This is a genomic window from Hansschlegelia quercus, from assembly GCF_004310425.1.
Lineage (GTDB): Bacteria > Pseudomonadota > Alphaproteobacteria > Rhizobiales > Methylopilaceae > Methylopila > Methylopila quercus.
Genome location: NZ_SIUB01000001.1, coordinates 202,987 through 216,101, shown reverse-complemented (window position 1 = coordinate 216,101; position 13,115 = coordinate 202,987). Strand labels below are relative to the sequence as shown.

Annotated in this window: 10 protein-coding genes; 8 read left to right on the top strand and 2 right to left on the bottom strand. The window is 66.4% G+C overall.

Annotation, left to right across the window (positions count from 1 at the left end; translation table 11 throughout):
* Positions 1–130: 130 nt before the first annotated feature.
* From urtB (EYR15_RS01015) to EYR15_RS00995, 5 genes are read left to right on the top strand one after another with little or no spacing between them, the layout of a single operon-like run.
* Entirely contained in the window at positions 131–1,621 is a 1,491-nt protein-coding gene (gene urtB, locus EYR15_RS01015; protein WP_245498082.1) for an urea ABC transporter permease subunit UrtB, read from the top strand.
* A complete protein-coding gene (urtC, locus tag EYR15_RS01010) occupies positions 1,618–2,721 on the top strand; it encodes an urea ABC transporter permease subunit UrtC (protein WP_205741553.1) in 1,104 nt (367 codons plus the stop codon). Before urtB (EYR15_RS01015) ends, urtC (EYR15_RS01010) begins: the two co-directional genes overlap by 4 nt.
* Complete coding sequence (locus EYR15_RS01005) at positions 2,718–3,428, top strand: ABC transporter ATP-binding protein (protein WP_131001032.1); 711 nt, start codon at positions 2,718–2,720, stop codon at positions 3,426–3,428. Before urtC (EYR15_RS01010) ends, EYR15_RS01005 begins: the two co-directional genes overlap by 4 nt.
* A gap of 4 nt (positions 3,429–3,432) precedes the next feature.
* Positions 3,433–4,125 (top strand): urea ABC transporter ATP-binding subunit UrtE, encoded by a 693-nt coding sequence (gene urtE, locus EYR15_RS01000; RefSeq protein WP_131001031.1) that lies wholly within the window; start codon positions 3,433–3,435, stop codon positions 4,123–4,125.
* Positions 4,126–4,151: 26 nt separating this feature from the next.
* Positions 4,152–5,090, top strand: a complete 939-nt coding sequence (locus EYR15_RS00995) for an acetamidase/formamidase family protein (protein WP_131001030.1) — start codon at positions 4,152–4,154, stop codon at positions 5,088–5,090.
* Between the two features lie 10 nt (positions 5,091–5,100).
* On the opposite strand, the gene EYR15_RS00990 is transcribed toward EYR15_RS00995, so the two are convergent.
* Positions 5,101–6,018, bottom strand: a complete 918-nt coding sequence (locus tag EYR15_RS00990; RefSeq protein WP_131001029.1) for a response regulator transcription factor — start codon at positions 6,016–6,018, stop codon at positions 5,101–5,103.
* Positions 6,011–9,388, bottom strand: coding sequence for a hybrid sensor histidine kinase/response regulator (locus EYR15_RS00985; RefSeq protein ID WP_131001028.1), 3,378 nt, complete (start codon positions 9,386–9,388; stop codon positions 6,011–6,013). Before EYR15_RS00985 ends, EYR15_RS00990 begins: the two co-directional genes overlap by 8 nt.
* 281 nt (positions 9,389–9,669) lie before the next feature.
* On the opposite strand from EYR15_RS00985, the gene urtA reads away from it, so the two are divergent.
* The 3 genes from urtA to urtC (EYR15_RS00970) all read left to right on the top strand — a co-directional run bounded on the left by urtA (position 9,670) and on the right by urtC (EYR15_RS00970) (position 13,113).
* Complete coding sequence (urtA, locus tag EYR15_RS00980) at positions 9,670–10,929, top strand: urea ABC transporter substrate-binding protein (protein ID WP_131001027.1); 1,260 nt, start codon at positions 9,670–9,672, stop codon at positions 10,927–10,929.
* Positions 10,930–11,020: 91 nt separating this feature from the next.
* Positions 11,021–11,947, top strand: a complete 927-nt coding sequence (gene urtB, locus EYR15_RS00975) for an urea ABC transporter permease subunit UrtB (protein ID WP_131001026.1) — start codon at positions 11,021–11,023, stop codon at positions 11,945–11,947.
* A gap of 11 nt (positions 11,948–11,958) precedes the next feature.
* The gene (urtC, locus tag EYR15_RS00970; RefSeq protein WP_131001025.1) at positions 11,959–13,113 is read left to right on the top strand and encodes an urea ABC transporter permease subunit UrtC; all 1,155 of its coding nucleotides are present in this window, start codon (positions 11,959–11,961) and stop codon (positions 13,111–13,113) included.
* Positions 13,114–13,115 lie beyond the last annotated feature (2 nt).

Here is a 13,115-nt window from a genome sequence, read left to right as displayed (position 1 = left end):
GAGGGTGGCGGGGGTGTGGCGGCGTAGCCTGCTTGCGGGCTTGTTAGGCGCGGTTGTTGCGTGCGGACCGGCTGCGGCGGCGTTCGATCGCGCGGCCATTGCGGCGCAGGCCTGCGGCGGCGCGGCGGGCATGACGGACGCGGCCAACGCCATGGCTGCAGGACTGGTCGACGCCTCGGCCGACGACGCGAAATGGACCGTGGCGCTCGCCGGCGCTGCGATCGACCGAGGTCTGAAATGTGGTCCCGGCGGCGCGATGATCGTGCGTTCCGAGGGCGCGGTGAACGCCGTGACCCTCAGCCCCGTTGACGGCGGGGGCGGAACGTCTCCGCTGCTCAGCCTGAAGAACCGGCCGCTGTTCGAGACTGTCCGCGCCGCGGCCACGCTTCGGAGCGGCGCGACGGCGGATGAGCGCGGCGCAGCTCTTGCGGCGCTCGAGCGCCGCGCCGGATCGCTGCCGCCGGAGTTCTTCGAAAAGGCGGCGGAGACCGAAGCCGACGCGGGGCTGAAGGCCCGCATCCTCGGCGTCGGCCAGGCGGCGCTGCTCAACTCGCCGGACATGCCCAAGCGCATCGCGGCGATCGAACACATCGCCGCAACGTCGGACCGTCGGGCGCTCACCCGGGTCGACGGGCTGAAGAGCGATCCGGCCTATCGGACCGACCCCGCCTTCCGCGGCGCGGTCGACGAAGGCGTCGCCTCAATCGGGCGCTGGCTCGCGCTCTCGAACGCCCTCAACGTGTTCTACAACGGCCTGTCATTCGCCTCGATCCTGTTCATGGCCTCGGCCGGCCTCGCGATCATCTTCGGGCTGATGGGCGTGATCAATCTCGCCCAGGGCGAGTTCATCATGATTGGCGCCTATGTCGCCTACGCCGTGCAGGAGACGCTGCGCGCCGTCGCGCCGTCGTTGATCGACTGGTACCTGATCGCCGCGATCCCTGTCGTGTTCGTCGTGACGGCGGGAATCGGCGTCGCCGTCGAGGCGACGATCGTGCGCCGTCTCTATACCCGCCCGCTGATGACGTTGCTCGCGACCTGGGCGGTCAGCCTGCTGCTCGTGAACCTGATGCGGGTCGCGGTCGGCACTCAGAACCTCCAGTTCGTCACCCCCTGGTACATCTCGGGCGGCCGGCTCCTGATGGGCGACTTCATCGTCACCTGGAACCGCCTGTTCGCGATTGTGTTTGCGGCCGTCACGCTCGCGCTGACCTGGTTTGTGCTGAAGCGCACGCCGCTTGGCCTCAATATTCGCGCCGTCACCCAGAACCGTGCGATGGCGGGCTGCGTGGGCATAGCTACCCGCCGCGTCGATATGATGGCGTTCGGGCTGGGCTCGGGGCTCGCCGGCCTTGCGGGGCTTGCGCTCTGCCCGATCTACAATGTGAATCCGCAGATGGGCTCGAACTTCATCGTCGACAGTTTCATGGTCGTGGTGCTGGGCGGTGTGGGGACGCTAGCCGGCACGGCGATCGCGTCGCTCGGCGTCGGCCAGATCAACGTGCTCATCGAACCGCTCTACGGCGCGGTCGCCGCCAAGGTGATCGTGCTGCTGATGATCATAGCGTTCCTGCAGTGGCGTCCCGAGGGCCTCTACGCCGTGAAGGGACGCCGCAAGTGATCGCTCCGAAAAAGGCGTATCTCGCCCGCGCGCTGGACGACCGCGTCTTTTCAGGCGTCGCGGCGGCGACGTTGCTCGCTTTTGCGGCCGTGGCCCTGTGGCCCGGCCTGTCCGGCTATCGCGTCAACATCGTCGGGCAACTCGCCTGCTTCGCTCTACTCGCGGTCGCGCTGGACCTGATCTGGGGATATGCCGGCATCCTCAGTCTTGGGCACGGACTGTTCTTCGCGATCGGCGGCTACGTCGCCGGCATGCACCTGCTTGAGCAGTCGGTTGCGACCACCGGGATCACGCCTGATATCGTTCAGTTCATGGGCTGGACGGCGCTTCCCAATTGGTGGGGGCCGCTCGGGAGCTTTTCGATAGCGCTGCTCGCTGCGGTCGCGGTCTCGTTCGCGGCGTCCTTCGCTTTCGGCTGGGTGTCGTTCCGCTCGCGGGTCGGCGGCGTCTACTTCGCGATCATCACCCAGGCGCTCGTCTATGTCGCGATGCTGCTGATGTTCCGAAACGACACCGGCTTCGGCGGCAACAACGGCATGACCGGCTTTCAGACGATCTTCGGCGTCCCGTTCCAGACGCCGGGGGTCGCGGAGGGGCTGGCGCTCGCGTCGCTTGGAGCGCTTGGCCTCACGTTGGTTGGCTGCCGCCTGCTGATGATCGGGCGGTTCGGCCGCCTGCTGGTCGCCACGCGCGACGACGAGACCCGGCTGCGCTCTCTCGGCTACGAGACGCTGCGGCTCAAGCTCGCGGTCTGGTGCCTGTCGGCGGTGATCGCAGCGATCGCTGGACTGCTCTACGTGCCGCAGGTCGGCATCATCAATCCGCGCGTGCTGTCGCCTGAGCTCTCGCTCGAGATCGCCGTCTGGTGCGCGATCGGCGGACGCGGGCGGCTCGCCGGCGCCGTGATCGGGGCGGTCGTCGTCAACGCCATCAAGTTCTCGCTCTCGGCGACGCTCCCCGAACTCTGGCCGTTCGTGCTGTCGGCTCTCGTCATTCTAGTCGCGCTGATCTTCCCGAACGGGCTGCTCGACATCGGCCGCTGGCGGCCCGCGATGCTCACGCGGCCGGGCGCGCTTCAGCCGAAGGATGCACCCTCATGACGGTTGCGGTGCTGGTCGAAGGGCTGACCGTCGAGTTCGGGCGCTTCCGCGCGATCGACGATCTGTCGCTCGCGATCGACTATGGCGAGGTGCGCGCCGTCATCGGCCCAAACGGCGCCGGCAAGACCACGCTGCTCGACGTCGTTTCCGGCGTCAGCCGCGCGAAGTCCGGCCGCATCCTGTTCGACGAGCGGCTGGAGCTCACGCGCCGCAGCGAGGCCGCGATCGCGCGGTCCGGCGTCAGGCGGAAATTCCAGAAGCCTAGCGTGTTCGAGGCGCTCTCCGTCCGCGACAATGTCGAGATCGGGCTCGGCGGCGCCAACGACGCGGGTTCAAAGGAGAAGGTCGCGGCGATCCTCGAGACGGTCGGGCTTTCGGACCATGCGGACCGGCTCGCGAGCGAGCTCGCGCACGGCCAGAAGCAGTGGCTTGAGATCGCCATGGTGGTCGTGTCGGAGCCCAAGGTGCTGATGCTGGACGAGCCGGTCGCGGGGCTGACAGACGAGGAGACGGAGCGCACCGCGGCGCTGGTGCGACGGCTCAGGACGCCCGGCCGCGCAATCGTCGTGGTCGAGCACGACATGGACTTCGTCGAGGCGATCGCGGATCGCGTCACGGTGCTGCATGAGGGCCGTACGCTGTTCGAAGGCTCGATGGCGAGAGCCCGCGCGGACGCCCGCGTCGTCGACGTCTATCTCGGCCGGTGACGCGATGAAACTCATGGTCCGCGACCTCGACCAGCATTACGGCGGCGCTCAGGTTCTGAGGATGGTCTCGTTCGAGGTCGAGCCCGGCCAGTGCCTCGCGGTGCTCGGCCGCAACGGCGCCGGCAAGTCGACTTTGCTGAGGTGCCTCGTCGGGCTGCTGCCTGTCACGCGCGGGTCGATCACATTCGATGGCGCGGATGTCACGCTGAGCCAGAACCATCGCCGATCCCGCGCGGGGATCGCCTATGTGCCCCAAGGCCGGGAGATCTTCGCGGAGCTGACGGTCAGGGAGAACCTTCTCGTGGCCGCCCGCGCGCATGGCGACCCAGCGGGGGAAGGGATCTCCGAGGCGGTCCGGCTGTTCCCAATCCTTGGCGAGATGGCGGGCCGGCGCGGGGGCGCTCTCTCCGGAGGACAGCAACAGCAGCTCGCGATCGCGCGAGCCCTCATCACGAAGCCGAAACTGCTCATCCTCGACGAGCCGACGGAAGGGGTCCAACCCTCGATCGTCCAGTTGATCGAGACCGTGCTGAGCGGCCTCAAGGGCCGGATCTCGATCCTGCTGGTCGAACAATATCTCGATTTCGCGACCGCGGTCGCGGACGGCTTCGTGGTGCTCTCGCGCGGCCAGATCGTCGATCGGGGCGCCCGCGGCGAGATGAGCCGCGAGCGCCTGTCCCGTTTCATGTCCGTCTAAAGCAAACGCAGGAAAGCGAGGCTCCCATGGCCCGTCACCACACGATCTCCTCCGCGCCCGAGAACATGGTCTGGGGCTATCTCGACAGCGCGCTCAAGCCGGTCGTGCGCATCGCCTCCGGCGACACCGTGACGCTCACCTCGTTCCCCGCTGGCGGCAAGGAGTGCCTGCCGCCGGACTCCTCGAAGGCGCCAGCGGACTATCTGGCCGCGCTCGACACGCTGCAGCAGGGCGGGGGGCCGCACTTCATCACCGGGCCGATCTTCGTGGAGGGCGCGGAGCCGGGTGACGCGCTTCAGATCGACATCCTCGAAGCCAAGCCCACGATGGACTGGGGCTTCGTCGCGATTCTGCCGCTGCTCGGCACGCTGCCGGACGAGTTCACCGACTATGAAACGATCCACCCCGCGATCGACACGGCGGCCGGCGTCTGCAGGCTTCCCTGGGGCGTGGAGGTGCCGCTCGACCCGTTCTTCGGCATTATGGGCGTTGCGCCGCCTCCCGCATGGGGCCGCTGCGGCTCGCCCGTCCCACGCGCCTTCGGCGGCAACATGGACAATAAGGAGCTGAAGCCGGGGGCGACGCTCTATCTGCCGGTCTTCAACGAAGGCGCGCTGTTCTTCGCGGGCGACGGCCATGGCGTGCAGGGCGACGGCGAGGTCTGCATCACCGCGCTCGAGACCGGCCTCGAGGGCACATTCCGCCTTACCGTCCGCAAGGACCTCGCGATCGACTTCCCCTTCGCGGAGAACGAAACGCACCTGATGTCGATCGGCCTCGACGAAGACCTCGACGACGCCGCCAAGCAGGCGGTGCGCGAGATGGTCCGTCACGTCTGCTTGCGCTCCAACCTCACCCGCAACGAGGCTTACATGCTGTGCTCGCTCGCCGGGAACCTGCGGGTGACGCAGCTCGTCGACGGCAACAAAGGCATCCACATGATGTTGCCGAAGGCGTTGATCTGAGCGGGGCGCGCTACTGCAGGACGCGGACGGCGGCGGCGGCCGCCGCCGCACGGTTTTCGACGCCGAGCTTCACGTAGATCTGCTCCAGATGTTTGTTCACGGTCCGCGGGCTCATGCCCAGGATCTCGCCGATGTCGCGGTTCGACTTCCCGCGGGCGATCCATAGCAGGACGTCGGCCTCGCGCGTGGTGACGCCCAGGCGATCCTTGAACAGGGCGGCGTAGTCCGAGCCGCCTTCCTGCGTGACGCGGAGCAGCAACTCGTCCCGGTCGGACTGCCCAACGAAGGCGACCACCAGCGAGGCGCCCTCGGCGCCGGCCTGAAGGCTCACCGAAGGCTGGTCGCTGCGGCCCTCGCTGCGGGCGACGAGCCATTTGGCGACGATCTCCGGCAATGCGAGATCTTCCGCGCTGAAGTTTGGTGATGCGGTCGCGAGCAGCCGGGTCGCCTGCGGCGTCGACCAGAGCAGACGACCGTTCCTGTCGGCCGCGAACAGGAAGCGCCCCGTGGTGTCGAGCGCCGCGCGGGCGCTCCGCGACAGGCGGGCGTTGTCGATATGGACCCGGATGCGCGCCAGCAACTCGTCGATCACAATGGGCTTAGTGACGTAGTCGACGCCGCCGGCCTCAAGTCCCTCGACGATGCGGTCGGTCTCCTTGAGGCCCGTCATGAAGATCACCGGCACGTGCGTCAGCGCCGAGAGCTTCTTCAGTCGGCGACAGGTCTCGAAGCCATCGAGGCCGGGCATAACCGCGTCGAGCAGGATGAGGTCCGGCGCCACGCGTTCAACCGCGGCGAGCGCGCGCTCGCCGTCCGTGGCGACTAGGACGACCGCCCCGGTCCGCTCCAGCGCCTCCGTCAGCATCGCGAGCGTCTCGGGGCTGTCGTCGACCACGAGCACGACTGTGCGTGGCGCAGGCTCAGTCATCGGCGGTCTCGGGCACATTCCGGCGCTCGAGCAGCGCCATGTAGCCGCGGAGATCGAACGCGCGGATGCGCTCGCGCGCCGCCGTGACGAATGCGCCGGTCCCGAGATCGGCGGCTTCCAGCTCGGCGAGCTTGGACTCGATGCCGCTGACGTAGCCGATTTCCCCCAGCCGAGCGAGTTCCTCGACATGGCGCGCCGCCGGCCGGGCGTGCTCTTCCGGCGAATTGGCGTGCGCGGGACCCCCGCTCTCGCTCTCCGTCACGTAGCTCAGGCCGAGAAGGGCCTCGACGCGAGTCATCAGCGCCTGGAGATCGACCGGCTTGGAGATCGCTCCGTTATGATCCGGCGCCCGGGCCGGCTGCGAGGCGGTGTCGCCGATGCTCGCGGACATCATCACGATCGGGGCGTCGTGACCGGTCTCGCGCAGCCTGCGCGCCACGTCCCAGCCGGACATTCCGGGCATCGAGATGTCGAGCAGCACCAAGTCCGGCCTGCACTCCTCGGCGATCGTCATCGCAGCGACGCCGTCGGTCGCTGTCACGACCATGAAGCCGATCGGCTCCAGGGCCTCGCGCATCAGGTTGCGCTGGTCATCGTCGTCGTCGGCCACGAGCACGACCCGACGCCGGCCGGTATAGCCAAGGACGCGCGCCCTGGCGGCCGCCGGGGGGCGCGCGTCCGCGACATGGGCGAGCATCAGCCTGACGCGGAATGTCGAGCCCTGGCCGGGCGTGCTCGTGAGCAGAATCTCGCCGCCCATGATCTCGACCAGCAGCTTGGTGATGGTGAGGCCGAGCCCCATGCCGGGCTGGAGCTGAGCGCGGCTCATCGCGCCGCGTTCGAACGGCTCGAACACGCGCTCGGCGTCTTCGGGACGGATGCCGACGCCGGTGTCGGCGATCTCGAACTCGGCAACCTGACTGCGGTAAGTGACCTGGAGCGAGACGCGGCCGGAATCGGTGAATTTCACCGCATTGGACAGCAGGTTGATCAGCACCTGCCTGAGCCGCTTCTCGTCGGCGCGCACCACGGGCGGCAGCGACCCCGCGCCACTGAACGCAAAGTCGATGCCCTTCGCGGTCGCCTGCAGGCGGAACATGTCTGCGAGCTGATCGAGGAAAGCCCCCGTCCAGACCTCATCGCGCGACAGCTTCAGCCGTCCGGCCTCGACCTTGGCGATATCGAGCAGGCCGTCGATCAGCCCGGACAGATGCTCGGCGCTGCGGCGGATGACCCGAACGCCCTTTTGGGTCTTGGGAGACAACCCGGCGTCTGCGTCGAGCAACTGCGCATAGCCGAGCACGGCGTTGAGCGGCGTGCGGAGTTCGTGATTGATGCCGACGACGTAGCGGCTCTTCGCGAGGTTTGCGGCCTCCGCCACCTCTTTGGCGCGCTGGAGGGCCGCGTCGGTCTTCTTGTGCGCCCCGATCTCGCGCATCAGCAGCGAGGTCTGGCGCGAGCTTTCGTCCTGCGCGATCTCCCGGCTCTCCTGGGCGAGCACGAACAGCCATGCCGCGACGCCGGCTATGATCACAAGGATCAGGAACACCGCCCAAAGCGCGCCCGCGACCGCGGCCGCCTCTTTCGGCGCCGCCTGGACGGCGAGGAAATGGACGAGCGACAGAACGAGGCCGAGGATGCCGCACAGGGTCACGAACACGCCGAAGAAGTGGCCGGTGCGCGTGTTCAGGCGGCTGATGGACCAGTCTGGCAGGATGGCCGCGAGCAGACCCACCACCTGCGCCTGATAGCGAGCGTGCGGCTTGCAGCCGTCCCGGCAGCGCGCGTCGATCGAACAGCACAGCGAACAGATCGGCCCGGAATAGACCGGACAATGCGCCATGTCCTCGGGCTCGAACGCGTTCTCGCAAACCGCGCAGGCGAGCGAAGGCCTAAGTCGCCATTCGGCCCGAGGCTTGCGCGCGAGATAGAAGCGCCCGCCCGTCGCAAGCGCGATCACGGGCGCCGCGAGAAACGCCACCACGAGCGCGATGAAGGGCGCCAGCGCCTGCGCGTAGATCCCGAAGACGCCGGCATATGAGGTGATCGCGGCCACGGTCGCTAGCACCATGGCGCCGACGCCCACCGGATTGACGTCGTAGAGATGGGCTCGCTTGAACTCGATGCGGCGCGGGCTGAGGCCGAGCGGCTTGTTGATGGTGAGGTCCGCGACGAGCGCTCCGACCCAGGCGACGGCGACCACCGAATAGAGCCCGAGCGTCTGTTCCAGCGTCTTGTAGATGCCGGCCTCCATCAGGAGCACCGCGATCGCGACGTTGAAGAACAGCCACACGATCCGCCCGGGATGGGCGTGGGTCAGCCGCGAGAAGAAGTTCGACCAGGCGATCGAGCCGGCGTAGGCGTTGGTGACGTTGATCTTCAGCTGCGAGACCACGACGAACGCCCCGGTCAGAGCAAGCGCCACCTGCGGCGACGATGACACGTAGCCGAAGGCGACGAGGTACATCTGGGTCGGCTCGCCGGCATGAGACGCCGGGACGCCGTGCGACATCGCGAGCACAGCGAGGAAGGAGCCGATCGCCATCTTCACCGCGCCGGGCACGATCCAGCCCGGCCCGGAGGCGATCAGCGCGGCCCACCAGCCGAGCCGTCCGGAGACCTTCCGTTCCGGCATGAAGCGCAGGATGTCGACCTGCTCTCCGATCTGCGCGACGAGCGCAAACACCACCGCGCCGGCGGCCCCCGCGCCCAGCAGGTTGAGGTCTCCGCCGTGAACCGTTGCGCCGGAATAGCCGGTCCATTCCGCAAAGCTCGCGTCGTCCTGAAGCGCGATGAAGGTCAGCGGCGCGAGATGAAGGGCGATCCAGAGCGGCTGGGTCCAGACTTGGAACCGGCTAATCCACGCGATGCCGTGGGTCACGATCGGGATCACCGCGATCGCCGATACCACATAGCCGATCGCGAGCGGCAGCCCGAAGCAGAGCTGCAGCGCGAGCGCCATGATGACCGCCTCGATGGCGAAGAAGATGAAGGTGAAAGAGGCATAGATCAGCGATGTGATCGTCGATCCGATGTAGCCGAAGCCGGCGCCGCGGGTCAGCAGGTCGATGTCGACGCCGTCGCGCGCCGCGTAATAGGCGATCGGCAGGCCGGTAAGGAAGATCAGCGCCGATACGACGGCAATCGCGGCGACCGCGTTCTCGAAGCCGTAGCTCAGGGTGATCGCACCGCCGATCGCTTCCAGCGCCAGGAACGAGACTGCCCCGAGCGCTGTGTTGCCCACCCGAACCGCGGACCACCGCCTGGCGCTCTTGGCGGTGAAGCGAAGCGCGTAATCCTCAAGCGTCTCGTCAGCGACCCACTGATTATAGCGACGGCGCACGGGAATGATGCGGAGGCGGTCGGTCATGGCTCGACCTGCAATCCGCAGTCCAAACCGCCGCTCGCCCCGCCGCAGCGCAAAATAGACCCCTCCAACAATCCTGACGCCCAAGACGACAAGCAAGACGCTTGCCTGTTCGGCGGAGCCACTCAGATCATTTCGAAAATTCGTCCTCGCGCGCTGTCCGCACGATAGGCGGCCTCGGTCTCAGGCCGATATACGTCAACCGACGTATATGCTGCATCGCAAAACCCGGATCAGCCTAGCCACAGTCGCCTCGATTGAGGCTGGGGGATGCGGAGAGATCGATGGCCGGACCGGACGACCAGCTCCAATCGCGGCTGCGCCGCCAGCTACTGATGGGCATAGCGGCCGCGCCGCTGGCAGGCCTGTTTCCGAAGGTGGCCTTTGCCGACACGCCCGCGACCTCGGCGGTCAACACCACCGGGCTTGCGGTCACGGATACCGAAGTGACGGTCGGCATCCTGCATTCCGTCACCGGCACGATGGCGATCTCGGAGACGGGGTCAATCCAGGCCGAGAAGCTCGCGATCTCGCAGATCAACGAAATGGGCGGCGTGCTCGGCCGCAAGATCAAGTTCGTCCAGGAGGACGGCGCGTCCGACTGGCCGACCTTCGCCGAGAAGGCGAAGAAGCTGCTGGTCCAGGACAAGGTGGCGGCGATCATGGGCTGCTGGACCTCGGCGTCGCGCAAGGCCGTGCTGCCGGTGATCGAGCAGTACAACGGCATGCTGTACTATCCGACCTTCTACGAAGGTCTGGAGCAGTCCAAAAACGTGATCTACACCGGCCAGGAAGCAACCCAGCAGATCCTCGCCGGCCTCAACTGGGTCGTGAAAGAGAAGGGGGCAAAGACCTTCTTCTTCATCGGCTCGGATTACATCTGGCCGCGCACGTCCAACAAGATCGCGCGCAAGCACATCGAAAACTTCATGAAGGGGACGAAGGTCGTCGGCGAAGAGTACTTCCCGCTCGGCCATACCCAGTTCAACTCGGTGATCAACAAGCTGAAGCTGACCAAGCCGGACGTGATCTTCACGGACGTGGTCGGCGGCTCGAACGTCGCGTTCTACAAGCAGCTGAAGGCGGCCGGCATCAATCTCGAGAAGCAGACCCTGATGACTATCTCGGTCACCGAGGATGAGATCGACGGCATCGGCGGCGACAACATCGCGGGCGCTTACGCCTGCATGAAGTACTTCCAGTCGCTCGACAATCCGAACAACAAGGAATTCGTCGCCGCCTTCAAGAAGATGTGGGGCGAGAAGACCGTGATCGGCGACGTCACCCAAGCCGCCTATCTCGGGCCTTGGCTCTGGAAAATGACTGTCGAGAAGGCCGGCTCCTTCGACATCGACAAGATTGCCGCAGCCTCGCCCGGCATCGAGTTCACCAAGGCGCCGGAAGGCTACGTCAAGATCCACGAGAACCATCATCTCTGGTCCAGGACCCGCGTCGGGCTCGCCCAGAAGGACGGTCAGTTCAAGGTGGTCTACGAGAGCCCGGACCTCATCGAGCCGAACCCCTTCCCAAAGGGCTACCAGTGATCGTCTGACGATCCTGCGGCCGGGGCGCCTCGCTCGCCCCGGCCATTCTTCTTTGTGACGAAAAGGCCGGCGGCGCGGCTGGGGGAAGAAGATGTTCGGCGACTATTCGCTTGGAGACCTCGGCTCCATTTTCGCGATGCAGGGCTTCGCAGGCCTGATCCTGTTCTCCGTCTACGTTCTGATGGCGCTGGGACTCGCGATCATTTTCGGGCAGATGGGCGTCATCAACATGGCCCACGGGGAGTTCATGATCCTCGGCGCCTACGTCACCTATTTCTGCTCCGAGTTTTTCTCCGCCTATCTGCCTTCCCTGTTCCCCGGCTACTTCTTCGTGGCGATGGCGTTGGCGTTCCTGGCGTCCGGATCGCTCGGGATGCTGGTGGAATGGGCGCTGATCAAGCGCCTCTACAAGCGGCCGCTCGACACCCTGCTCGCCACCTGGGGGCTGAGCCTTATCCTGCAGCAGACCTACCGCTCGGTGTTCGGCCCTCGCGAAGTCGGCGTTGTGTTGCCGGACTGGCTGCTCGGGTCGCTCCCTGTGACCGACACGATCGAAGTGCCGATCAACGGCGTCTTCGTGATGTGCCTGACTGCGCTGATCACCATCGCGGTCGGGTTGCTCATGTATAAGGCGCGCTGGGGCCGTCAGGTCCGCGCGGTGGTGCAGAACCGGGTGATGGCGGGCGCTGTCGGCATCGACACCGAGAGGGTCGACCGCATGACGTTCGGCCTCGGCTGCGGCATCGCCGGCGTCGCGGGCTCGGCCTTCACGATGATCGGCTCTACGGGGCCGACGTCCGGCCAGCTCTACATCGTCGACACCTTCCTCATCGTCGTCTTCGGCGGCGCCGCCAGCCTGTTCGGCACGATCGCGTCCGCCTTCTCGATCTCTCAGACCCAGTCGACGCTCGAGTTCTTCCTGTCGGGCTCGATGGCGAAGGTGATCACGCTGCTGACGGTCGTGGCGATCCTGATGCTGCGGCCCCAGGGCCTGTTCACTCTCAAAGTGCGGCGCTGAGGAGCACCCCGATGAAGCGCGCCCCATCCTTCATGGATCTCAAGGACCTGATCGCGGTCGGCTTGCTCGCAATCATCCTGATCGTCGTCTTCCCGGCTCTGCTCGACGGGTTCCGCCTCAATCTGGTGGCGAAGTACCTGACTTACGCCTTTGTCGCCGTCGGGCTGGTGCTCTGTTGGGGCCTCGGCGGGATCCTGTCCCTGGGGCAGGGCGTCTTCTTCGCCCTCGGCGGCTACGGCATGGCGATGTACCTCAAGCTCGAGGCGTCGTCGGTCGAGAACACCAAGATCCAGTCGACGCCCGGCATCCCCGACTTCATGGACTGGAACCAGATCACCGAGCTGCCGTACTTCTGGCAGCCGTTCCATTCGCTGCCGCTGACGATCCTGCTGATCATCCTGATCCCGGCGCTGTTCGGCTTCGTGATCGGCTCGGCGATGTTCAAGCGCCGCGTCTCGGGCGTCTATTTCGCGATCATCACCCAGGCTCTCGCCGCCATCGCGACCATCCTGATCATCGGTCAGCAGGGCTACACCGGCGGCGTGAATGGCATCACGGATCTTCGGACGCTGCACGGCTGGGATATCCGGACCGACAGCGCCAAATTCATCCTCTATTTCGTCAACGCGATCCTGCTGCTCTGCATCGTGGGTTTCGCGATGTATGTGCGGGACTCCAAGCTCGGCCGCATCCTGGTCGCGATGCGCGACAAGGAGGACCGGGTGCGGTTCTCCGGCTACTCGGTCGCGAACTTCCAGATCTTCGTGTTCTGCCTCGCCGGCGTGTTCGCCGCGATCGGCGGAGCGATGTTCACCTTGAACGTCGGCTTCATGTCGCCTTCGTTGGTAGGCATCGTTCCCTCGATCGAGATGGTGATCTTCACCGCGGTTGGGGGTCGCCTCTCGATCCTCGGCGCCGTCTACGGGACGCTTGCGGTCAACTTCGCCAAGACGAGCCTGTCGGAAAGCTTTCCGGAGCTTTGGCTGCTGGGTCTCGGCGGGCTGTTCATCGCCGTGGTGCTGGTCTTCCCCAACGGATTGGCGGGCATCTGGCGCGATTACGTCCAGCCCCACATCGACCGCGCGCTCAAGCTGAACAGCAAGGATCCGACCGACCCCGCAGCCAACGTCGCCAAGCAGGCCGCAGCCGCGTCCCCGGCCGAGTGAGG

Excerpts from the sequence above, each read along its gene's own strand:
- urtC (WP_131001025.1), top strand. The coding sequence starts at position 11,959 with ATGAAGCGCGCCCCATCCTTCATGGATCTCAAGGACCTGATCGCGGTC.
- EYR15_RS00990 (WP_131001029.1), bottom strand. The coding sequence starts at position 6,018 with ATGACTGAGCCTGCGCCACGCACAGTCGTGCTCGTGGTCGACGACAGC.
- EYR15_RS00985 (WP_131001028.1), bottom strand. The coding sequence starts at position 9,388 with ATGACCGACCGCCTCCGCATCATTCCCGTGCGCCGTCGCTATAATCAG.
- EYR15_RS01005 (WP_131001032.1), top strand. The coding sequence starts at position 2,718 with ATGACGGTTGCGGTGCTGGTCGAAGGGCTGACCGTCGAGTTCGGGCGC.
- EYR15_RS00995 (WP_131001030.1), top strand. The coding sequence starts at position 4,152 with ATGGCCCGTCACCACACGATCTCCTCCGCGCCCGAGAACATGGTCTGG.
- urtA (WP_131001027.1), top strand. The coding sequence starts at position 9,670 with ATGGCCGGACCGGACGACCAGCTCCAATCGCGGCTGCGCCGCCAGCTA.
- urtE (WP_131001031.1), top strand. The coding sequence starts at position 3,433 with ATGAAACTCATGGTCCGCGACCTCGACCAGCATTACGGCGGCGCTCAG.
- urtB (WP_245498082.1), top strand. The coding sequence starts at position 131 with ATGACGGACGCGGCCAACGCCATGGCTGCAGGACTGGTCGACGCCTCG.
- urtB (WP_131001026.1), top strand. The coding sequence starts at position 11,021 with ATGTTCGGCGACTATTCGCTTGGAGACCTCGGCTCCATTTTCGCGATG.